We start from the raw sequence: 21,394 nt of genomic DNA on the forward strand, positions 1-21,394 counted from the left end.
TTTATTTACCGTAGTGATCGCTGAGTTTAGCTTTATGTTTGCTTTCTTCCAGCATGGTGATAAACATTAACAATACAGCCAATACGCCGCCGGTGATCATCACATAGAAACCGCCGTCCCAGCCGTAATATTCCGCCGCCCAGCCGACAACCGCCGAGGCAGAAACTGTGCCGCCCAGATAGCCGAATAAACCGGTGAAACCAGCAGAGGTGCCAGCGGCTTTTTTTGGCGCCAACTCAAGGGCGTGCAAACCGATGAGCATTACCGGACCGTAAATTAAGAAGCCGATAGTGGTCATTAAAATAAAGTCGGTTAACTGATATGGATTTTCATACCACGCTTTACCCGCATACTGGGCAAGCTCCGCATCCGGTGTTGCCGGGTTCAGCCACAGCGCAATAACCGCTGCGGTGGTTAATATCATAAAAATGAAACCAGTTAAACCGCGTTTGCCTTTAAATAATTTGTCCGATACCCAGCCGCACAACAGGGTGCCCGGCACGGCGGCCAATTCATAAATGGTATAAGCCCAAGCAGTACCTTTAATATTGAAATGTTTCACTTCACCCAAATAAACCGGTGACCATTTCAGTACACCGTAGCGGATCAGATATACAAATACGTTGGCGATGGCGATATACCATAACAATTTATTTTTCAGCACATAGGTGACGAAAATTTCTTTGGTGGTTAAATTGTGTTCATAGGTTTTTTCATTATAGTCATCCGGATAGTCGTTGCGCCATTTTTCAATTGGCGGCAAACCGCAGGACTGCGGTGTATCTTTCATTACGAAATAAACCGGAACGGCACACAGCATAGCGGCGATGCCCGGATAGTAAAGTGCCTGCTGCCAGACGTCTTTGGCGGTGGCTTCCACTCCGTTATTGCCGAAATAAATCGCCCCAGCGAGCAATACCATCAGCCCCGGCATCATGCCGCCGACATTATGCGCGCAGTTCCAAATAGAAACGATGGTACCGCGTTCTGATTTCGACCACCAATGCACCATCGTGCGTCCGCACGGAGGCCAGCCCATGCCTTGGAACCAACCGTTGAGGAAGATCATGACGAACATCACAGCAATGCCGGAGGTCGCCCAAGGCATTAAGCCCATCATGGTCATACATAATCCGGACAGCAACAAACCGCAAGGTAGGAATACTTTCGGATTGGAACGGTCGGAAATACTTGCCATCACGAATTTAGACAGTCCATAAGCCAGACCGGCGCCGGTACCGATGATACCGAGCTCCGCTTTGTTGTACAGACCGGCTTCAATTAAGCCTTTTTGCGCCAAATCGAAGTTGGCGCGCACAAAATAGTAAGCGGCATAACCGAAGAAGATCCCCATAAACACCTGCCAACGTAAACGACGGTAGGTCGGGTCGATTTTTTCCTTAGGTAATTCCGCAATATAGGGCGCGGGTTTAAACGGGCCAAACATATAATCCTCCAAACAATAATTATTGTTACAATAAATGTTCTTTTGCGAACATTCAGGTGAGCGATCATATCGGAAAATGAAAAAGGAAAAATTTTATTTGCGTTATATTGTGATATATCTCACAAAATATTTTTCGCAGTAATGAAAAAGGAAAAAATAAAGTGATCTTTATCACATTATTTTATATAAAATCGCTCATATTATTTTCTAAAACGAACATTTGGACTATGATATCCATTATTTAAAACGCACGGCGGTTTGTTTATTTTTTCAATTCATGTGGGGGAGAAGCTATGCCTATATCACCTCAGATTTATCGTCAATCCACGGATGTTTCACCGGTGAATACGGACGTCATTATTATCGGCGGCGGCGTAACCGGCGCGGGTATTGCGCGTGACTGTGCATTGCGCGGGCTGAACTGCGTATTGCTGGAACGGCGCGATATCGCCACTGGCGCCACTGGACGCAACCATGGCTTGCTACACAGCGGCGCGCGCTATGCAGTTAACGATCAGGAATCGGCGCGTGAATGTATTCAGGAAAACATGATCCTAAAACGCATTGCGCGCCATTGTATCGAGGACAGTAAAGGCTTATTTATCACTTTGCCGGAAGACGATATGGCGTTTCAGAAAACCTTTATCGATGCCTGTACGTCTTCGGGTATTGAGGCGGTCGCCATTGATCCGGCGTTGGCAAAACGCATGGAACCTTCCGTCAATCCCGAGTTGGTCGGTGCGGTGGTGGTGCCGGACGGCTCGGTGGATCCGTTTCGTCTGACCGCCGCCAATATGCTGGATGCCGGCGAGCGGGGCGCAAAAATTTTTACTTATTGTGAAGTCACCGGATTGATTCGGGAAGGCGGACGAGTAATCGGTACGCGCGTGTATGATCATAAGAATAAAGTCGAGCGCCAGTTTTTTGCCCCGATTGTCGTCAATGCTGGCGGTATTTGGGGGCAGGGCATTGCCGAATATGCCGATTTGAAAATTCGCATGTTCCCGGCGAAAGGCGCGCTGCTGATTATGGGACATCGCATCAATAATCTGGTGATCAACCGCTGCCGTAAGCCGGCAGATGCCGATATTTTAGTGCCGGGTGATACGATTTGCGTGATAGGCACCACCTCCAGCCGCATTCCTTATGATCAAATCGATAACATGGTGGTAACGCCGGAAGAGGTGGATATTTTATTCCGCGAAGGGGAAAAACTGGCGCCGAGCCTGCGCCATACTCGGGTGCTGCGCGCCTATGCTGGTGTGCGCCCGCTGGTGGCGACAGACGATGACCCGTCTGGGCGCAATGTCAGCCGTGGTATTGTGCTGCTGGACCATGCTGAACGCGATGGTCTGGACGGTTTTATTACCATTACTGGCGGAAAACTGATGACTTACCGGCTGATGGCTGAGTGGGCGACTGATTTAGTCTGTAAAAAATTGAATAAATCGGCGCGCTGTGTGACCGCCGACAAACCGCTGCCGGGCTCGGACAGCAGCACCGAAGACGCCCATCGGCAGACGATTTCTCTGCCAGCGCCAATCCGTATTTCTGCGGTGTATCGCCACGGTCGGCGGGCGGTGCGGTTACTGGAAAAAGAGCGGTTAGATTGTTCGCTGGTTTGTGAATGTGAAGCGGTGACAGCCGGTGAAGTGCGCTATGCGGTGGACGAGCTGAAAGTCAATAATCTGGTGGATTTACGCCGCCGAACCCGCGTCGGTATGGGAACCTGTCAGGCGGAATTATGCGCCTGCCGAGCGGCGGGACTGATGGCGCGTTTTAATGTCGCGACCCCGCGGCAATCCACTTTGCAGCTGGCTTCTTTTATGGAGGAGCGCTGGCGCGGTATTGAACCGATAGCCTGGGGCGATGCGATTCGCGAGGCGGAATTTACCAGCTGGATTTATTATAGCTTATTAGGGCTGAATGATGTGCAACCGCTTGCCGAGCAAGCTCAACAAGGGACGGATAGCAATGAAGTTTGATGTGGCGATTATCGGCGGCGGGCTGGCAGGATTGACCTGCGGCATTGCGCTGCAACAACAGGGCAAACGTTGTGTCATTATTAATAACGGACAGGCGGCAATCGATTTTTCGTCCGGCTCGCTGGATTTGCTCGGTCGCCTGCCCGACGGTGAACCGGTGCGTGCTTTTGAACAGTCTTATGAAGCGTTAGCGCGGCAATTGCCGCAGCATCCTTATTGTCTGCTGGGAAAAGAAAAGGTATTGGCGAGTGCGCGCCGGTTTGAGGCGCTGGCACAATCTGTCGGGCTGGGATTGCTCGGTTCGAGTGAACAAAATCATCTGCGCATCACCCCGCTGGGCGGGTTGCGCGCAACTTGGTTGTCAAGCGCCGGTACGCCGTTATTAGGCGATGACGAAAGGAATTTTCCGCATACGGAGATCGCGGTACTGGGAATTGTCGGCTATCATGATTTTCAACCGCGCTTATTGGCGGATAATCTAGTACAGAACCCGGCTTTTTCCCATTGCAACGTGACTACCGCATATTTGAATATTCCCGAACTGGATCAGTTGCGCAGTGAGGCGCGGGAGTTTCGCAGCGTGAATATTTCTCAGTTGTTGGAGCATGAACTGGCTTTCCGTGATTTGGTTCAGGAAATCAAAAATGCCGCGGCAGGCGCACAAGCAGTATTTCTTCCGGCCTGTTTTGGCATTGAGAATCAGGGGTTTTTTAATCGTTTAAAACAGGCGAGTGGCTTGAATCTGTACGAACTGCCGACCTTACCGCCGTCTTTGTTGGGCATTCGCCAGCATAAATCTCTGCGTTATCATTTTGAACAAGCGGGCGGTTTGATGTTAAACGGCGATAAGGCGCTGAGTGCGGAATTTGACGGTGATCGCATCAGCCGGATTTATACCCGCCTGCACCGGCAAGATGCGCTGTCGGCGGAACATTTTGTGTTGGCTTCGGGTAGCTTTTTCAGTAACGGACTGATTGCCGATTTTGAGCAGATTTATGAGCCGGTGTTTAATGCCGATATTATCGGCACCGCGACGTTTGCTGCCGATGCGCGTCTGTCTTGGACACACCACCGCTTTGCCGCAGCGCAGCCTTATCAGTCGGCGGGCGTGGCGATTAATGCCGATTGCCGAGTAAGAAAGTGCGGTCGGTTTTTGTCGAATTTATATGCGGCAGGTAATGTCATCGGCGGCTACAACGGACTTGAGCTGGGCTGCGCTTCGGGTGTGTCGGTCGTGACGGCGCTGGTTGCCGCTGAGCATATTGTTGCGGCGCAACAATAGGGAGGAGTGATGAATATTCAGGAATTAATCGAAAGCGCCAAACAACATACCGCCGCGCCGCTTTCACATCCGGGTATGGATAACAGCTTTGAGAGTTGTATCAAATGCACTGCCTGTACCGCAGTTTGCCCGGTGTCTCGGCAGAATCCATTTTATCCGGGACCGAAACAGGCGGGACCGGACGGCGAACGTTTGCGCCTGAAAAGCGCCGAACTGTATGATGAAGCGCTGAAATATTGCACCAACTGCAAACGCTGTGAAGTGGCTTGTCCGTCAGATGTGAAAATCGGTGATATTATTGTGCGTGCGCGCAACAAGTATTTGGCACAGCAACATAAACCGTTAATGCATAAACTGCGTGATGCAATCTTAAGCAATACGGATATTATGGGCAAAATGAATACGCCGTTGGCGCCGATAGTTAATGCTGTTACCGGTTTGAAAGCCACCCGCTTTGTGCTGGAAAAAACCTTAAATATCAGTCAGCAGCGCAGTTTACCGAAATATTCTTTCGGCTCATTCCGTCAGTGGTATCACAAACAGGCGTTGGAGCGGCAGCGTTATTATCGGGATAAAGTGGTGTATTATCACGGTTGTTACGTGAATTATAATAATCCGCAGCTGGGTAAGGATTTGATTCGTCTGCTCAATGCTATGGATATCGGCGTCTTATTGCTGGAAAAAGAAAAATGCTGTGGCTTGCCGCTGATGGTCAACGGTTTTCCGCAACGGGCGAAAAAACAAGCTGAATTTAATCTGGCTCAGATTGAAAAAGCGGTTGTCGAACGGGAACTGGAGGTGATTGGCACTTCATCCAGTTGTACCATGAATCTGCGCGATGAATATCATCATATTTTAGGCATGGACAATGCGAAAGTTCGTTCCCATGTGAATATTGTAACTCGCTATCTTTATCGCTTATTTAATGCGGGAAAAAGACCGCAGTTTAAATCCATGCCGCTGAAAATCGCTTATCATACCGCCTGTCATGTGGATAAAGCCGGCTGGGCGCCTTATACGCTAGAGGTGCTGAAACATATTCCGGATTTGGACATCGTGATGTTGCCGTCACAATGCTGCGGGATTGCCGGTACTTACGGCTTTAAGGCGGAAAATTACGATGTCGCGCAGGCTATCGGCAACAGCTTGTTCGACAATATTGAACAGGGCGGGTTTGATTATGTAATTTCCGAATGTGAAACCTGTAAATGGCAGATCGATATGTCAACCAAAACCACCTGTCTGCATCCTATCACCTTGTTGGCAATGGCCTTGCAATAAGGTTATGTATGTAAAAGGCGCGTAATCCAACGATTGCGCGCGTTGTGTCGTAGCCGATTTATTGGCAAATGTGCAATTTGACGTTGCTGCTGTCGATCAGCTCCTGAATGGATTGCGGCGGTTTGCTGTCGGTAAATAAATATTCGACTTCGCTAATTGAACCCAGACGAACCATGGCGCGACGGGAAAATTTGGAATGATCGGTTACTAACAACGTGTTGCGCGAGCTTTCGATAATTGCGCGTTTCACCTGCACTTCATGATAGTCGTAATCCAGCAGCGAACCATCAGTGTCGATGCTGCTGATGCCCAATATGCCGAAATCCAGACGGAACTGCGAGATAAACGCCATAGTGGCTTCGCCGATAATGCCGCCGTCTTGACGCAACGATCCGCCTGCCATAGTAATGTCAAAAGTTTTATTCTGCATAAGAATATAGGCGGCGTTCAGGTTGTTGGTGACAATGCGCAGATTTTGATGTGCCAACAAGGCGTTCGCTACCGCTTCGGGGGTCGTGCCGATGTCGATAAATAATGAGGCATTGTTGGGAATAATCTTCACCACTTCTTGCGCAATCAGTTGTTTTTCCGCTGAAAAAAACTGCTTGCGTTCATTATAATCGCTGTTTTCCGAGCTGGAGGGCGAGGTCGCGCCACCGTGGTGACGGGTAATGGCGTTATTTTGCGCCAGTTCGTTTAAATCACGGCGGATAGTTTGCGGGCTGACGCCGAGTAAATTGACTAATTCTTCGGTGCTTAAATAGCCGCTTTGTTTGACTAGTTCGATAATTTTTTTATGCCGAATAGATTGTTTCATTGCCTGTCCTTAACGCTGAAATGTCGGATACTTTAGCGTATTTTTGCTGTGAAATCATCTGCCAGCGACTGATTTGGCATCAAAAAAACCGAACAGGCAGCCGATAATTAGCCCGCTGATATGCGCCGTGTTACCCATTTGAATATCAATAAGCGGGGTGATAAAACCGACGGCAATCCCCACCAGCAGCATCGTAAAGAAACCTTGTGGCAGAGCAAACGGTTTGCGTGCGCCGTATTTGTCCGCTACAAGCACATATCCCAGCACTGCATACACCACGCCGGACAAGCCGAAAAATGCCGGATCGGAAGCGATATTCTGCGCAATACCCGTCAGCACTGCGGCAACCAGATAGAGCGTAACCAGTTTGCCGCTGCCGCATGTCCGCTCAATGGCGCCGCCAAAAATCCACCACCACACCAGATTAAACAGAATATGCAGCGGAGAAAGGTGCACCAAACTGTGCGTGAAATAGCGCCAAAGCTGAACCTTTTCATCGGGATAAGCGGGATAATGAGCCAATTCCAGCACCTCGTCGTTAAAGCCGCCGAGTTGCAGCAGATAAATCAGCACACAAAGTACGGTCAAAAATAAAGTAAATTTCCCGTTATGCAGCACATGCTGCCCTAACTGCACAATATTCGGCATGCGTTGCCATGTGTGCGTGCGAGCCGTGCCGACATCGCCACTTTGCCAGCTTGCCTGTTCGTAGCGATCATTGAAGGGATCACGGATGAAGCGTTGTTTTTCTTGGGTAATTTCCGCCAGTTTAGGGCAATCTTCGGCAATGAAAAGGGCATGTAATTGGTTGCCGTTGTCATCTGTGATTTCCTTTAATTCCAGTTCAACCTGATAGCGGGTGCGAATATAATCCCGAAAATTCAAGGCTAACACCGGGATTTCGCTACCAAATAAATACTGCATTTGTTATATTCCTTTTTCAATAAATTTTACTTATTTTAACTAAACGGATAACAAAATGAAAAAACAAAATATACCGGACGGATTCAGCCCTTTTGCTTGGGCGCTGGCGGGGTTTTGCCTGCCGATACTGTTATGGCCGCTGGCCTTATTGATTTCCCCGAATTTATTAAAAAATCCTGCCCTGAGTGAGGTTCAGTCCGCCGCAATGTCGGTTTTTCTGTGGATATATCCTGTTATGCTCGGCATTCTAGCAAGAATAAGCTATCGTGCCTATCAGCGCGATGCGGCGCGAGGAAAAAAGCTACTGCTTATTAGTGCGGTGATTTTTTATCTGATTTTATGTTATGTGGCGATGGTCGGATTCCATTAAATCAAAACGTACACCATAAATGAAAAACGCACCCGTTGTCGACTCAGCGGGTGCGTTTTGGTTGGGGTAAAAGTGCGGTTGTTTTTCCACGTGTTTTTGACGCTGATCAACGGTGTTTGTGTGGCATGCGATCAAAATGCGGTGCGCGCGCTTCATGACGTGGACCGCGATTATCCCGTTCCGGACGAAAATCACGCACTGCGCGCGGATGCGGACGGAAATCACGCGGACCGCGGTCTTTTTCGTATTTATGGGTATTCCATTGGCTGCCGATCACGCCACCAAGGGCTGCGCCGGCGACGGTGGAGACGACATCGTTACCGATTACTGCACCGGCGGCACCGCCTAATAAAGCGCCGACCGCGGTATCTTTCTGCTGGCGATCAAGCGCCATTGCCCCGGTTGAAACGGATGTTGCGACCACCACAATAGCTAAGCTTTTAACAATTAATGATTTCATTACTGCGCTCCTTAATTAAATTTAGCTTTAAACTGTGTTACAGTTGTAACATCAATGATTGGTATTTTAATGGGCGAATCATGCCAGTCAAGTTTATCGGTAAAAACTGAAACATAACCCGGGAATCTGTAACAGTATGAAAAAAACATTGAACTTTGTGGTCAAAGAGAGCATCACAGAAGCGCTGTTGCGCTTAATGCGGAAAAAAGATTTTTACCACATTAGTATCAGTGAGATCACAAAATTGGCGGGGGTCAGCCGCATTTCGTTTTATCGCAATTTTGATTCCAAAGAAGACATCCTAGTGAAATCCATGTTTGAACGTTCGAAGCATGCTTTCGACAGTCAGCAAACAGACGGTATGCAGGCGAAATTAATCGCCATGTTCGTGAGTATTAACAGCATTCACGAAATTATTGACTTGCTTTATGCGCAGAATCTGAGCCATTTGTTCCTGCATTATTTTCAATGGGCGATTGGTCCGAAAGCAGAAGATGATAACCCGCTGGCATACCGCAAATCTATTGCTACGGGGGTATGTTTCGGGGCGTTGGACGAATGGATTCGCCGTGGCAGACAGGAAACGCCGGAACAAATGGCGGTGTTGCTGCAAAAGGTGATGCGGATGTTTTTAGATGAAGACAAGCAATCCATGATTCTCAATGAGCCACATGCCGAGCATAAGCAAAATGCGGCTCAATAAGCGCGGCGTATCGACGGCAAGCTATGTATACGCCGTTTCCACCGGTAACTGTGCCTGCATCCAGCCGGCGAAACCGCCGATAAGGCTATAGACCTTGTCATATCCCTGTTCCGCTAAAAATGCCGCCACATTGCGGCTGCTGACGCCGTGATAGCAGCTGACAATAATCGGCTGTGTGTAATCCACCTGTTGCTGAAATTCGGCATAACTTTGATTGGTTAAATGAAACGCACCTTGCGCATGGCTGTATGTAAAACGCTGATGATCACGAATATCCACCAGTGTGGCATGTTCCTCGCGCATCATTTGCCAAGCCTGCTGTGGGGTTATATCGCTAAACTGTACCATAACTAAAAGTTAAAAAAATGTTAATTCAAGTGTTGGCAATATAGCATTTTGGGTTGCGCAGGTAAACATTATGCCGAGTGATACAGACAAATATTTTTCCATTATCTTATTTTTTATTGTGAAATAATTAATGCAATTGTTTCTCATTTGTGCTAGATTTTGCCGTCCGACAGGATAGATTTGACTAATTTACCGGAGTTTGCAGCGTCTATGAAAAAACTTATTTTATTCGTTTTATTAGTGGTGGTCTTCAGCCTCGCCTATATTTTTCGTGCCGGCAACGAGCAGCCGGAAGTCGACCAAAGTGCGGTGAAAAATCCGCCGGTTTCGGCGCAGAAAGACTTGATTATTGTTACCCCGTGGGAAATCACGTCGACGGATCCGAGCAAATCGGGTTATATTTTCCAACGTCTACAGCTGGCGGAAACTTTGTTGGAAACCGACGGGCAAGGGCGTCTACAGCCTGCATTGGCGGAAAGCTGGCAGGCGAACGATAAGGCGGATGAATGGACGTTCAAATTGCGTCCGGCGGTGAAGTTTCACGACGGTACGCCGCTGAAAGCGGAAAATGTGGTGCAAAGCCTACAAGTCGCACTTACCAAACCGACGCCGTTGAAAAATACTCTGATTAAGACAATCGAAGCGCAAGGCGACGATGTGGTGCGCATTACGTTGGAAAAACCGCTGGCGGCGTTTCCCGCCTATTTAGCCCATTATTCCACAATTATTTTGGCGACATCCGCCTTTGATGCGCAAAACAACGTACATAAGATTGTTGCCACAGGACCTTATCAAGCAGTAAAAATCGAACCGCCGCAGAAAATCGAGCAAACCGCGTTTGCCGATTATTGGGGCGAAAAAGCGAAAATCCGTCAGGTGACTTATTTGGCCAATAGTCGCAGTGAAACGCGGACCTTATTGGCGCAGAGCGAACCGAATTATCTGGTGTTCAATCTTGATCCCGCCAGTGTCAACCGTTTGCAGCAAGATCCGAATTTGCAGCTGCAATCCAAATCGATCGCCCGCACGATTCAGTTTAAAGTGAATGTGGCAAACCCGCTGTTTGCCGATGTAGAAGTACGCCGCGCGTTAAGTGATGCCATCGACCGGCAAGGCATCGCCCGGTCTGTGCTGCGCATTGATAACGGTGCAGCGGAACAGCTTTTGCCGCAGGCATTCTCCGATTGGCGTTTGGCTCTGAACGCCGTCCAGCCTGATTATGCCGCGATTAAGGCGCGTTTAATCGCGCTGGGTTATCAGACTGATGCGCAGGGAATGCTGGTTAAAGATGGCAAACCGTTCAAATTTACTTTGCGTACGTTTTCCGATCGTCCCGAACTGCCAATTATCGCCACCGCACTGCAAAATCAGTGGCGCCAGATCGGCATTGATGTCGCGGTATCGGTGGGCAATTTTTCCGACATTCCCGCCGGTCATCAGGACGGTTCGCTGGAAATGGGATTATACGCGCGTAATTATGCGCTGGTGCCTGATCCCATCGGTGCGTTACTACAGGATTTCGCACCGCAGGGGGGCGATTGGGGCGTGATGAACTGGCAGGATGAAAACCTGAACCAGGCATTGGCTGAATTAGAAAAAAGCGTCGATGTACAGCAACAGCGGCGGCTGAAACAACAAATTGCTGAGATTATTTATCGCCAACGCCCGATAACGCCGGTGGTGTATTATCAGCAAAACGCGGTGGCACATAAGTCGCTGCAAGGATTGGACATCGATCCTTTTGAGCGCAGTTTCGGCTTGAATAAATTGTCTTGGCAGGAATAAGCATAAGGATCAAGCGTGCTGAATATTATCATTAAACGTCTCGGACAGATTATTTTAGTGGTTTGGTCGGTGGGAACGCTGACTTTTTTGCTCACCCGCAGTTTGCCGGGCGATATGGCATATCGTATCGCTGCCAGTCGCTACGGTTACGATCAGACGGACGGTGTGGCGGCAGAATTGGTGCGCAGCGAGCTGGGCTTAAATCAAAGCGGTTGGCAAAGCTATGTGCAGTGGTTGACGGATTTACTTCAGCTGAAGCTCGGTAATTCGTTGGTCAGTGGCGATGCGGTATGGCATGAAATCGGTCATCAGTTCGGGCATACGCTGGCATTAGCGCTGGTGGCGCTGATGTTTGCCGTGCTGATCGGTCCGCCGTTGGGGTTGCTGGCGGCGTGGAAGCCAAACGGTTGGTTTGACCGCGTTACTCTGTTGCTCAGTACGTTGCTGCGTTCCGTACCGGCGTTTATTATCGGAATCGGGCTGATTTCGCTGTTTGCAGTGCGGTTAAAATGGTTACCCGCTGCCGGTTATGGCGGCTGGCAGTATTTTATTCTGCCGGCGCTGACACTGGCGCTCGGGCTTAGTGCGGTATCGATCCGAGTCAGTCGGCATGCCATGGTCGAGGTGATGAATACCGATTATTATCAGTTTTCCCGCCTGAAAGGGTTAAATGAACAATTGAGCTTTCTGCGCCACGGCTTACGCAATGTCGCCATTCCGGTGTTGGCGTATCATTCGGTACAGTTGATTTATCTGATTGAAGGTGTGGTGATTGTTGAAAGTCTGTTCGCTTGGCCGGGCAGTGGTCATGCGCTGGTGCATGCGGTGATTGCGCGCGATGTGCCGATGATTCAGGGAACCTGCCTGATTATGGGCGGCATTTTTGTGTTGTTGAATATGCTGGTGGATATGTTAAGCGGTGCGCTTGATCCGCGGGTGAAGATAAACGGAGGGCGGCACTAATGCGGCAGTCTTTTTCTCGTGCACAAAAGTGCGGTGCGTTTTTATTGATTTTATTGCTGGCGTTGGCGTATTTGCAGCCTTGTTATTATCCTATGGACGAAGCATTGCAAAATTTGAATAAAACGTTGCAAAAACCGACCGCACTTTATTGGTTGGGAACCGATCATCTGGGGCGCGATATGCTGGCGCGACTGGCGTCTGCCGTGCGTCTGTCGTTTTCCTTAATTGTGATGTCGGTGGGATGTTCGCTGTTTTTTGGTTTATTGTTCGGTGTTGCGGCGGGCGCACTGGGCGGTTGGACGGATCGCCTGTTCAATTTTTTGTGCAATATTATTATGGCGCTGCCCGGTTTGCTGTTTGTGTTATTGTTTGCCGCGCTGGCGCCCGGTTCGTTTTGGTCGCTGTATTTGGGCATTTCGCTAGTAATGTGGGTGGAGTTTTTCCGTGTGATCCGCGCAATCACGCAAACCATTGCTAGCAGCAATGAAATTCAGTCCTCCTATTTAATGAATATGGGATTTTGGTATTGTTTTAAACGTCACATCTTTCCGAAGTTGGCGCCGGTGGTGCTGACGCTCAGTGCTTTTTCCGCCGCTAATGCAGTGCTGGCGCTGGCGACGCTGGGTTTTATTAATGTCGGACTGCGCCCACCGACACCGGAACTGGGGCTGATGATGACGGAGCTATTTCCCTATTATTATGAAGCGCCTTATATTTTTGTGTTGCCGATTGCGGTGGTGTTTTTATTGGTGCTGAGTTTTCAGTTAATGTCGGGGAGAGTGAAATAATGACGTTACTTATTCAAACCGAGCAACTCAGCGTACGCACCAAATGTGGCGTGACTTTAGTCGAGCCACTCAGTTTACAGCTGCATGGCGGCACCAATTTAACCATTCTGGGCGAAACAGGGTCGGGCAAAAGTCTGTTGGCGCAGGCGATAATGGGCGCATTGCCGCACGAATTGGTTGCCGAGGGGCAAGTGCTGATTGAGGGCGATGCCTTAAGTTGTCACCAGCGCCGCCAGTATTGGGGCAAGCGGCTGGCGATGTTGCCACAGGAACCGAGCCGTGCGCTGGATCCGACCATGACAGTGTTTAATCAGCTCTGGGAAAGCCTGTATTTTGTCGGCGCGCAAAATAAAGTCGGTGCAAGACAAAAAACGCAGCAAAAACTGACCGCACTTGGGCTGGAAAAATTCAGCCGTTATTATCCTCATCAGCTTTCTGGCGGCATGGCGCAACGCGCTTCTTTTGCCATTGCCAGCGCCGGGGGGGCGTATATGGTGATTGCCGACGAACCGACCAAAGGGCTGGATGACGCCAACAAAAATATCGTGATCGGTTTATTGCAGCAAATCGCCCAACAGGGCGGTGCATTGCTGACGATAACCCATGATATTGAAGTGGCGGAACAGTTGGGCGGTCAGGTGATGGTGATGAAAAAAGGGCATTTGCTGGAGCAGGGCGCCGCGGCGCAGGTGCTGCGTGCGCCGCAATCGGATTATGCTCGCCAACTGATTGCCAGCGCGCCGCATAATTGGGCAAAGCAGAAAAAAGTGCAGTTAATGACCGCGCCGCTGTTGCATGTGCAGGATCTGGCGCTGAAGCGCGCTAAGCGAGAATTGTTTGAAGGGCTAACATTTACCTTGCAGCGTGGCGAAGTGCTGGGGCTGGTCGGCAACAGCGGGATCGGCAAAAGCTCGTTGGGCGATGCGTTGTGCGGTCTGTTAGCGCCGGAATTCGGTCGCATTGATTGGCAGACAAAGGTGCCGCGCCATAAAGTGTTGAAATTATATCAAGAGCCGCCATCGGCTTTTGCCCCGCATATTCCGCTGCAAGTGCTGTTGGACGATGTCATCGATAAACATCGTCTGGATCGCAGTCGAATTCCTCATCTGCTGCGACATCTCAAACTTGAGCCGCAATTGTTGACGCGCAGCGCCGAACAGGTCTCCGGCGGCGAGTTGCAGCGGGTGGCGATTTTACGCGCGTTGCTGTTTGAGCCCGTTTTGCTGTTTGCCGATGAAGTGACTTCACGACTCGATCCGATCACTCAGAAAGAAACGCTGGATTTGCTGATCGAACAATGTGCGCGTTTGCAGTGCACGTTGGTAATCGTCAGCCATGACAAGCATTTAATTGAGCATTATTGTCACCAAATTATCGATTTAAAACAGTTTGTTAAAGAAATTTAACAAAATTTACAGTAAAATGGCGGCATAACTTAAAACCGAACCTATCGAATTATGCCGTTATCGAAAGAAAAACTGACCGCCTATGCGCAACTGATGCGTCTGGATAAACCGATCGGAACTTTGCTGTTACTATGGCCGACATTATGGGCGTTGTTTTTGGCCGCAAAGACGCTGCCGGATTTATCGCTACTGCTGATTTTTATGCTCGGCGTTATTTTGATGCGTGCAGCGGGTTGTGTGATCAACGATTATGCCGACCGTCATATTGACGGTCAGGTAAAACGCACCTCGCAGCGCCCGCTGGCGACGGGACGGGCAACGCCGCGGGAAGCGAAAATACTGTTTGCGCTATTGCTGTTCTGTGCCTTTATTCTGGTGCTGTTTCTCAATTATTATGCCATTGCGCTGTCGCTGATTGCCGTGCTGCTGGCGTTTATCTATCCGTTTATGAAACGCTATACTCATTTGCCACAGTTTTTTCTTGGTGCTGCGTTCGGCTGGTCGATTCCTATGGCTTACGCCGCGGTACTGGAACGTCTGCCAGCGGAATGCTGGCTGCTGTTTATCGCCAATCTGGCTTGGACGGTCGCTTATGATACCCAATATGCCATGGTGGACCGAGACGATGATCTGCGCATCGGGGTAAAGTCCACGGCGATTTTATTCGCCCAATATGACAATAAAATCATCGCATTACTGCAATTTATCGCATTGTTGGCGTTGATTGCGGTCGGTTATCTGGCTCAATTACATTCGGCTTATTTTGTGCTGTTGTCAGTTGCCGCATTATTTTTTATTTATCAATGTAAACTGACCAAAAACCGTACCCGTGAAGACTGTTTCAAGGCATTTTTGAATAACAACTATTTCGGTATGTGCATTTTTATTGCCTTTCTGGCGGGCATTTTTATTAACACCGCGCTTTTTTAATTGGCTGAATTGATTACGAATATTGTGGTTATGTGAGACGGCGGCGGGAAAATGTTTGCCTCCTACCTTGAAACCAGCGTGTACCGACCGCATATATTCCGGCAAGTTTCAAGTTAAAGAAGGAAAACAAGATGACGACAATAGTCAGTGTGCGCCGCAACGGTAAAGTGGTGGTTGGTGGCGACGGTCAGGTTTCGCTCGGCAATACGGTGATGAAAGGCAATGCGCGCAAGGTGCGCCGTTTATATCACGATAAAGTGTTGGCAGGATTTGCTGGCGGTACGGCGGATGCCTTTACCCTGTTTGAACTGTTCGAACGCAAGCTGGAAATGCACCAAGGGCATTTGCTGAAAAGTGCGGTGGAATTAGCCAAAGATTGGCGCACGGATCGCACGTTGCGTAAACTGGAAGCGATGCTGATTGTGGCGGATGCAAAAGAAAGTCTGATTATTACCGGCATTGGCGATGTGGTACAACCCGAGGAAGATCAGATTCTGGCCATCGGTTCTGGCGGCAATTATGCGCTGTCCGCCGCCCGGGCGCTGGTGGAAAACACGGAGCTGTCGGCGCGCGAAATTGTAGAAAAATCCTTAACAATCGCAGGTGATATCTGCGTATTTACCAATCAGCATCACACCATTGAAGAATTACCTTAAACGGCGATATATCGGCAATAGAGTAGGAAAGGAATTGATTATGTCTGAAATGACACCTCGTGAAATAGTATCCGAACTGGATCAGCATATTATCGGGCAGGCGGAGGCGAAAAGAGCGGTAGCCATTGCCTTGCGCAACCGCTGGCGCAGAATGCAACTGGAAGAGCCGTTGCGCCATGAAGTGACGCCGAAAAATATTTTGATGATAGGTCCGACCGGCGTGGGAAAAACCGAAATCGCCCGTCGTCTGGCAAAACTGGCGAATGCGCCGTTTATTAAAGTGGAGGCAACCAAGTTTACCGAAGTCGGTTACGTGGGCAAAGAAGTGGATTCAATTATCCGCGATCTTACCGACAGCGCAATGAAACTGGTGCGCCAAAGCGAAATTGAAAAAAATCGTTTCCGTGCCGAAGAAGCGGCGGAAGATCGTATTTTGGACGTGCTGCTGCCGCCGGCGAAAAACCAATGGGGCGATGTGGAAAATCATGACAATCACAGCAGTACGCGTCAGGTTTTTCGCAAAAAACTGCGTGAAGGGCAGCTGGACGAACGGGAAATTGACGTTGATGTGGCGGTGCCGTCCATGGGCGTTGAAATTATGGCGCCGCCGGGCATGGAAGATATGACGAACCAGCTACAGTCGATGTTTCAGAATTTATCCGGCGGGCAAACCAAAAAACGCAAAATGAAAATCAAAGATGCGCTGAAAGCTTTGATCGACGATGAAGCGGCGAAATTGATCAATCCGGAAGAACTGAAGCAGAAAGCCATTGATGCGGTGGAGCAAAACGGCATCGTGTTCATCGACGAAATTGATAAAATCTGTAAAAAAGGCGAATACAGCGGCGCCGATGTCTCCCGTGAAGGAGTGCAGCGTGATCTGCTGCCGTTGGTGGAAGGTTCGACTATCAACACCAAGCATGGCATGGTGAAAACCGATCATATTTTATTTATTGCCTCCGGTGCGTTTCAGGTAGCTCGCCCGTCGGATTTAATTCCGGAATTGCAGGGGCGTTTGCCGATCCGCGTTGAGCTTTCCGCCTTAACCGCGAAAGATTTTGAACGTATTCTGACCGAACCGAACGCTTCGCTGACTGAGCAATATAAAGCGCTGATGGCGACCGAAGGGGTGAATATCGCCTTTACCGATGATGCGATCAACACCATCGCTGAGGCGGCGTTTCGAGTAAATGAGAAAACCGAAAATATCGGTGCACGCCGTTTACATACCGTGATGGAGCGTTTAATGGATAAAATTTCCTTTAACGCCAGCGATATGAACGGACAGCAAGTTTCTATTGACGCCGCGTATGTGAAAAACGCCTTAGGTGATGTGGTAGAAAACGAAGATCTCAGCCGTTTTATTCTCTAATCCCGAATGCGAAACAGTCAAAAGTGCGGTGGAAATGTTGCTTTTTTCCACCGCACTTTTTTGTTTCTTACTCCGTCGTCAGTGTCCAACTTTGATCGGCATGAATATGTAAATGTTGCTGATGATGACGCAGCAGGGTTGAACGATGCCCTATGCTGATAATGGTCGTATTCGGCAGCGCCGTGGTTAATAACCGATACATGGCATCTTCCAAACCTTCGTCCATACTGGCAGTGGCTTCATCCAGAAACGCAACGGCAGGTTTGTGCAGAATCAGGCGAGCAAAAGCCAGCCGTTGCTGCTCGCCGAGCGATAACACGCGGCTCCAGTCATCCTGCTGTTCTAGTTTTTCTGCCAGATGACCTAAATTAACCTGCCGAATCAGCGCGGCGGCTTGTTGAATATCCGCCGACTGCGGCGCAGCTTCCGGGTAATAAAGCGCATCGAGCAGACGACCCTGCGGCAAATAAGGTTTTTGCGATAAAAACAATGCGCTTTGTAGTGGGCGACCGACGCTTCCTTCCGAATACGGCCATAGCCCGGCGGCGGTACGCAATAAGGTGGTTTTTCCAGCACCAGACTGCCCTTGAATGAGCAATCTTGTGCCCGCTGTCAATTGCACATTGAGATCGCGGATTAAGGTTTGTCCGTCCGGCGTATTGACATTCAAGGCACGGAAGAATACCGCGCCTGTAGTATCCTGCATCTCCACCTTGGAGGGCTGATTGGCATCCATAATCGCGCTATGGAAACCGGTTAGACGATCCAGCACCGCGCGATAGGCGGTGAAACTGTCATAAGCATTGCGGTAAAAAGACAGCGCGCTTTCCACTTTACCGAACGCTTGAGCGGTTTGCATCAGATCCCCCAGCTTAATCTGTTGGCTGAAATAACGGATTGCCTGAATAATAAACGGAAAAATGACCGATACTTGTGAGACCAGCAGGTTGAAACCGGTTAATTTCAGGCTGCGGTATACGATCTGCCAAACGTTTTCAATCACCTTGTCGAACTGACGTAGCAGCGCACTTTTTTCCATGGTTTCACCGCGGTAAAACGCGATGCTTTCGGCATATTCTTTCAGGCGAATTAATGAATAACGATAGTTAGCGTTTAGCCGTTCGTTGAGGAAATTTAAGCGAATTAACGGACGCCCGATTTTAAATGCAAAGATACTGCTGATCAGCACGTAAATAAACACTAAAAACACCATCATGTGCGGAATTTCCACGCCGCCGATGTTCATCGGACCGGACAGATTCCATAAAATGATGGTAAATGCGACCAGAGATACCGATGAGGAAATCACACCGGTGGCAAATCCGAGCGAGTCGGATACATAGGATTGTATGTCCTGCTGGATGCGCTGATCCGGGTTATCCAGCTGATTTGATAAAAACTGTGCTTTGTAATAGGCTTGATTGGCAGTCCATTTATCCAGCATATTGGCATTCAGCCAGACCCGCCATTGAATAGTGAAGCGCTGGCTCAGGTAATAGGTGAGCAGGACATTAACAACATGTATGCTGGCTAACACGGAAAAGATGATCATCTGCTGCCAGAAGACGTCGGCATTGATTTCCTGCAATGCGCTGTACATGGCGTTGTACCAGTTGGAAAATAAAATATCTAATCGCACGGACAGTAAATTAAAGGCGATAATAACAAAAAAATAACATAAAGGCTTTATGCTGTTTTGCGGCGACAGATAACCTTTTGCCAACAACCAAAACTGATGCGCCCAACGGGTTGTTCTGGCTAAAACATAAAGTATAAGTGAAAAGAGAATGCCTGTAATAACTAGGCTTTTGATAATCCAAAGTAATGAGGTGACGAGTTCTTCCGACCAGTTCATGTGTTGTTCCGAATAAAAAAGCCATTTATCCGCTGATAAATTGCCTGATTTACAAACTTGTTCAAATATTGTTAAAAAAAACAGCATATTAATCAAGAAAAATGTGATAAACATTCAACTTTTTATAATTCACTGGTTTTTTAAAAATGGAGATTGCTATAATTTCCGGCAGTCATTTTTTTTAAATTTAAGCTAACAGAGGTAACTATGAGTGATATTGCTATCACCATTAGTATTCTTGCGCTCGTTGCCGTGATTGGGCTGTGGATCGGGCACTGGAAGATTCGTGGTGTGGGGCTTGGCATCGGCGGGGTGCTGTTCGGGGGGATAATCGTTGCCCATTTTATGAATCAATACGGCTTGAAACTGGATGAGCATACGCTGCATTTTATTCAGGAATTCGGTTTGATTCTGTTTGTTTATACTATCGGTATTCAGGTTGGACCGGGTTTTTTCGCTTCGTTACGCGAGTCGGGGCTGAAACTCAACGGGCTGGCTGCATTGATTGTGATTTTGGGGGCGGCAAGTGTTATCGCCTTATATAAAGTGGCGGATATTCCACTGGATATTATTCTGGGTATTTATTCCGGTGCGGTCACCAATACACCGGCATTGGGGGCAGGACAGCAGATTTTAGACGAGCTGGGTATGTTGCAAGCGCAGGGAACCATGGGGATGGCCTATGCGGTGGCTTATCCGTTCGGGATCTGCGGTATTTTGCTGACGATGTGGTTGGTTCGCTTGTTCTTTAAGATTAAAGTGGAAGAAGAAGCGACTAAATTCCGCAAAGACAGCGGGCAGGATAAAGAAAGCTTGCGCTCAATGAATATTAAAGTTACCAATGTGAACCTTAACGGTTTACGTTTAGCCGATATTCCGGGTTTTGATAACAAAGATGTGGTGTGTTCCCGTTTAAAACGCGGTGAAAATGTGAGTGTACCGAAAGCGGATACGGAAATTTTTCTTGATGATCTGCTGCACTTGGTGGGCGAAGACGGCGCACTGAAAAAAATGAAAATTATTATCGGCGAAGAAAGTAAACTGCCGAATTCAACTTTTACCAGTGGCGATTTACGTTCTGAACGCATTGTGGTCACCAATGAAAAAGTGCTGGGTAAAAAAATCAAATCCTTGGGTATTCATCAGAAATATGGCGTAGTGATTTCCCGTTTAAACCGTGCCGGGGTGGAACTGGTGCCGACCGCCAACACCGCATTGCAATTTGGTGACGTGCTGCATGTGGTCGGTCGCAGCGATGTCATCGGCAATGCAATAGCCATTATCGGTAACGCGCAGCAGAAATTACAGCATGTACAAATGCTGCCGGTATTTATCGGTATCGGTCTGGGGGTATTGCTGGGTTCCGTACCGTTTTACATTCCGGGCTTTCCGGTGGCGTTAAAGCTCGGTTTGGCCGGCGGACCGTTGGTGGTAGCCTTGATTTTGGCGCGAATCGGTAGCGTGGGCAAGCTGTACTGGTTTATGCCGCCAAGTGCCAACCTTGCCTTGCGTGAAATCGGGATCGTGCTGTTCCTGTCCGTGGTAGGGTTAAAATCCGGCGGTAATTTTGTGGATACTTTAGTGAACGGCGCGGGGCTGGAATGGATGGGATACGGTATTTTAATCACCTTTATTCCGTTGATGGCGGTGGCGGTAATTGCCCGTCTTTATATGAAATTAAATTACCTCACGCTATGCGGTCTGTTAGCCGGTTCTATGACCGATCCACCGGCACTGGCATTTGCCAATGCCATTAAAGAAGACAGCGGCGCGGCGGCGCTGTCCTATGCGACGGTTTATCCGCTGGTGATGTTTCTACGTATTATTTCACCGCAGTTGCTGGCGATATTATTATGGACGTTCCTGTAATTTAATTCCGAGCGATACTATCCGTATTCCCGCACTTAAGTGCGGGAATATTTTTTTCCTTTTTGATGCCGAAACTGTGTTGCACATCGGTCTGATGACTGGTCGGATTACTGTCTGCGGAACTTAAATTAGTTTGCGCGATATCAATGGTTT

Annotated in this window: 19 protein-coding genes; 13 read left to right on the forward strand and 6 right to left on the reverse strand. The window is 48.8% G+C overall.

Annotation, left to right across the window (positions count from 1 at the left end; translation table 11 throughout):
• Window position 1: 1 nt before the first annotated feature.
• The gene (glpT, locus tag BN3349_RS09845) at window positions 2-1,447 is read right to left on the reverse strand and encodes a glycerol-3-phosphate transporter (protein WP_032109362.1); all 1,446 of its coding nucleotides are present in this window, start codon (window positions 1,445-1,447) and stop codon (window positions 2-4) included.
• Between the two features lie 293 nt (window positions 1,448-1,740).
• On the opposite strand from glpT, the gene glpA reads away from it, so the two are divergent.
• The 3 genes from glpA to glpC are packed head-to-tail and all read left to right on the forward strand — an operon-like array spanning window position 1,741 to window position 5,995.
• On the forward strand, window positions 1,741-3,432 hold the full coding sequence (glpA, locus tag BN3349_RS09850) for an anaerobic glycerol-3-phosphate dehydrogenase subunit A (RefSeq protein ID WP_040977126.1): 1,692 nt from the start codon (window positions 1,741-1,743) through the stop codon (window positions 3,430-3,432).
• Window positions 3,422-4,714: a glycerol-3-phosphate dehydrogenase subunit GlpB gene (gene glpB / locus BN3349_RS09855; RefSeq protein ID WP_040977127.1), complete on the forward strand. Its 1,293-nt coding sequence runs from the start codon at window positions 3,422-3,424 to the stop codon at window positions 4,712-4,714. The genes glpA and glpB overlap by 11 nt, the downstream gene beginning before the upstream one ends.
• 9 nt (window positions 4,715-4,723) lie before the next feature.
• A complete protein-coding gene (gene glpC / locus BN3349_RS09860) occupies window positions 4,724-5,995 on the forward strand; it encodes an anaerobic glycerol-3-phosphate dehydrogenase subunit GlpC (protein WP_040977129.1) in 1,272 nt (423 codons plus the stop codon).
• Between the two features lie 58 nt (window positions 5,996-6,053).
• Here the strand turns inward: glpC and BN3349_RS09865 are convergent, their stop codons facing one another.
• Both BN3349_RS09865 and BN3349_RS09870 read right to left on the reverse strand, forming a co-directional pair.
• Window positions 6,054-6,812, reverse strand: a complete 759-nt coding sequence (locus BN3349_RS09865; RefSeq protein WP_040977130.1) for a DeoR/GlpR family transcriptional regulator — start codon at window positions 6,810-6,812, stop codon at window positions 6,054-6,056.
• 54 nt (window positions 6,813-6,866) lie between these two features.
• A complete protein-coding gene (locus BN3349_RS09870; RefSeq protein ID WP_040977131.1) occupies window positions 6,867-7,736 on the reverse strand; it encodes a rhomboid family intramembrane serine protease in 870 nt (289 codons plus the stop codon).
• Window positions 7,737-7,791: 55 nt separating this feature from the next.
• On the opposite strand from BN3349_RS09870, the gene BN3349_RS09875 reads away from it, so the two are divergent.
• Window positions 7,792-8,106, forward strand: coding sequence for a DUF5389 domain-containing protein (locus BN3349_RS09875; protein WP_040977132.1), 315 nt, complete (start codon window positions 7,792-7,794; stop codon window positions 8,104-8,106).
• Window positions 8,107-8,212: 106 nt separating this feature from the next.
• Here the strand turns inward: BN3349_RS09875 and BN3349_RS09880 are convergent, their stop codons facing one another.
• Window positions 8,213-8,566 (reverse strand): YMGG-like glycine zipper-containing protein, encoded by a 354-nt coding sequence (locus BN3349_RS09880; protein WP_048736438.1) that lies wholly within the window; start codon window positions 8,564-8,566, stop codon window positions 8,213-8,215.
• A gap of 136 nt (window positions 8,567-8,702) precedes the next feature.
• Here BN3349_RS09880 and BN3349_RS09885 point away from each other — a divergent pair, with 136 nt between their 5' ends.
• On the forward strand, window positions 8,703-9,269 hold the full coding sequence (locus BN3349_RS09885; RefSeq protein WP_082024908.1) for a TetR/AcrR family transcriptional regulator: 567 nt from the start codon (window positions 8,703-8,705) through the stop codon (window positions 9,267-9,269).
• 21 nt (window positions 9,270-9,290) lie between these two features.
• Here the strand turns inward: BN3349_RS09885 and glpE are convergent, their stop codons facing one another.
• Complete coding sequence (gene glpE, locus BN3349_RS09890; RefSeq protein ID WP_040977133.1) at window positions 9,291-9,617, reverse strand: thiosulfate sulfurtransferase GlpE; 327 nt, start codon at window positions 9,615-9,617, stop codon at window positions 9,291-9,293.
• A gap of 210 nt (window positions 9,618-9,827) precedes the next feature.
• Between glpE and BN3349_RS09895 the strand changes: the two genes are divergently transcribed.
• The 7 genes from BN3349_RS09895 to hslU all read left to right on the forward strand — a co-directional run bounded on the left by BN3349_RS09895 (window position 9,828) and on the right by hslU (window position 17,517).
• Window positions 9,828-11,402 carry an ABC transporter substrate-binding protein gene (locus BN3349_RS09895; RefSeq protein ID WP_040977135.1) on the forward strand — a complete coding sequence of 525 codons (1,575 nt, stop codon included), beginning with the start codon at window positions 9,828-9,830 and terminating at the stop codon, window positions 11,400-11,402.
• Window positions 11,403-11,417: 15 nt separating this feature from the next.
• The gene (locus tag BN3349_RS09900; RefSeq protein WP_040977136.1) at window positions 11,418-12,365 is read left to right on the forward strand and encodes an ABC transporter permease; all 948 of its coding nucleotides are present in this window, start codon (window positions 11,418-11,420) and stop codon (window positions 12,363-12,365) included.
• Window positions 12,365-13,153: an ABC transporter permease gene (locus tag BN3349_RS09905; protein WP_040977137.1), complete on the forward strand. Its 789-nt coding sequence runs from the start codon at window positions 12,365-12,367 to the stop codon at window positions 13,151-13,153. Before BN3349_RS09900 ends, BN3349_RS09905 begins: the two co-directional genes overlap by 1 nt.
• Window positions 13,153-14,559: an ABC transporter ATP-binding protein gene (locus BN3349_RS09910; protein ID WP_040977138.1), complete on the forward strand. Its 1,407-nt coding sequence runs from the start codon at window positions 13,153-13,155 to the stop codon at window positions 14,557-14,559. Before BN3349_RS09905 ends, BN3349_RS09910 begins: the two co-directional genes overlap by 1 nt.
• A 51-nt stretch (window positions 14,560-14,610) precedes the next feature.
• A complete protein-coding gene (gene ubiA / locus BN3349_RS09915; protein ID WP_040977139.1) occupies window positions 14,611-15,489 on the forward strand; it encodes a 4-hydroxybenzoate octaprenyltransferase in 879 nt (292 codons plus the stop codon).
• A 131-nt stretch (window positions 15,490-15,620) separates the two neighbouring features.
• Entirely contained in the window at window positions 15,621-16,145 is a 525-nt protein-coding gene (gene hslV / locus BN3349_RS09920; protein ID WP_040977141.1) for an ATP-dependent protease subunit HslV, read from the forward strand.
• A gap of 40 nt (window positions 16,146-16,185) precedes the next feature.
• On the forward strand, window positions 16,186-17,517 hold the full coding sequence (gene hslU / locus BN3349_RS09925) for an ATP-dependent protease ATPase subunit HslU (RefSeq protein WP_040977143.1): 1,332 nt from the start codon (window positions 16,186-16,188) through the stop codon (window positions 17,515-17,517).
• A gap of 67 nt (window positions 17,518-17,584) precedes the next feature.
• On the opposite strand, the gene BN3349_RS09930 is transcribed toward hslU, so the two are convergent.
• On the reverse strand, window positions 17,585-19,372 hold the full coding sequence (locus BN3349_RS09930; protein WP_040977220.1) for an ABC transporter ATP-binding protein/permease: 1,788 nt from the start codon (window positions 19,370-19,372) through the stop codon (window positions 17,585-17,587).
• A gap of 207 nt (window positions 19,373-19,579) precedes the next feature.
• On the opposite strand from BN3349_RS09930, the gene BN3349_RS09935 reads away from it, so the two are divergent.
• Window positions 19,580-21,241: a putative transporter gene (locus tag BN3349_RS09935; RefSeq protein ID WP_040977144.1), complete on the forward strand. Its 1,662-nt coding sequence runs from the start codon at window positions 19,580-19,582 to the stop codon at window positions 21,239-21,241.
• The last annotated feature ends 153 nt before the right edge of the window (window positions 21,242-21,394 follow it).

Origin of the sequence: Necropsobacter massiliensis (genome assembly GCF_000827595.2) — a bacterium.
Classification (GTDB): domain Bacteria; phylum Pseudomonadota; class Gammaproteobacteria; order Enterobacterales; family Pasteurellaceae; genus Necropsobacter; species Necropsobacter massiliensis.

Bases quoted from the DNA above. Each gene is read 5' to 3' on its own strand.
- glpE (WP_040977133.1), bottom strand. From the start codon at position 9,617: ATGGTACAGTTTAGCGATATAACCCCACAGCAGGCTTGGCAAATGATG.
- BN3349_RS09870 (WP_040977131.1), bottom strand. From the start codon at position 7,736: ATGCAGTATTTATTTGGTAGCGAAATCCCGGTGTTAGCCTTGAATTTT.
- BN3349_RS09895 (WP_040977135.1), top strand. From the start codon at position 9,828: ATGAAAAAACTTATTTTATTCGTTTTATTAGTGGTGGTCTTCAGCCTC.
- BN3349_RS09910 (WP_040977138.1), top strand. From the start codon at position 13,153: ATGACGTTACTTATTCAAACCGAGCAACTCAGCGTACGCACCAAATGT.
- hslV (WP_040977141.1), top strand. From the start codon at position 15,621: ATGACGACAATAGTCAGTGTGCGCCGCAACGGTAAAGTGGTGGTTGGT.
- BN3349_RS09865 (WP_040977130.1), bottom strand. From the start codon at position 6,812: ATGAAACAATCTATTCGGCATAAAAAAATTATCGAACTAGTCAAACAA.
- glpT (WP_032109362.1), bottom strand. From the start codon at position 1,447: ATGTTTGGCCCGTTTAAACCCGCGCCCTATATTGCGGAATTACCTAAG.
- BN3349_RS09875 (WP_040977132.1), top strand. From the start codon at position 7,792: ATGAAAAAACAAAATATACCGGACGGATTCAGCCCTTTTGCTTGGGCG.
- BN3349_RS09905 (WP_040977137.1), top strand. From the start codon at position 12,365: ATGCGGCAGTCTTTTTCTCGTGCACAAAAGTGCGGTGCGTTTTTATTG.
- BN3349_RS09935 (WP_040977144.1), top strand. From the start codon at position 19,580: ATGAGTGATATTGCTATCACCATTAGTATTCTTGCGCTCGTTGCCGTG.
- BN3349_RS09930 (WP_040977220.1), bottom strand. From the start codon at position 19,372: ATGAACTGGTCGGAAGAACTCGTCACCTCATTACTTTGGATTATCAAA.
- BN3349_RS09885 (WP_082024908.1), top strand. From the start codon at position 8,703: ATGAAAAAAACATTGAACTTTGTGGTCAAAGAGAGCATCACAGAAGCG.
- hslU (WP_040977143.1), top strand. From the start codon at position 16,186: ATGTCTGAAATGACACCTCGTGAAATAGTATCCGAACTGGATCAGCAT.
- BN3349_RS09880 (WP_048736438.1), bottom strand. From the start codon at position 8,566: ATGAAATCATTAATTGTTAAAAGCTTAGCTATTGTGGTGGTCGCAACA.
- ubiA (WP_040977139.1), top strand. From the start codon at position 14,611: ATGCCGTTATCGAAAGAAAAACTGACCGCCTATGCGCAACTGATGCGT.
- glpC (WP_040977129.1), top strand. From the start codon at position 4,724: ATGAATATTCAGGAATTAATCGAAAGCGCCAAACAACATACCGCCGCG.
- glpB (WP_040977127.1), top strand. From the start codon at position 3,422: ATGAAGTTTGATGTGGCGATTATCGGCGGCGGGCTGGCAGGATTGACC.
- glpA (WP_040977126.1), top strand. From the start codon at position 1,741: ATGCCTATATCACCTCAGATTTATCGTCAATCCACGGATGTTTCACCG.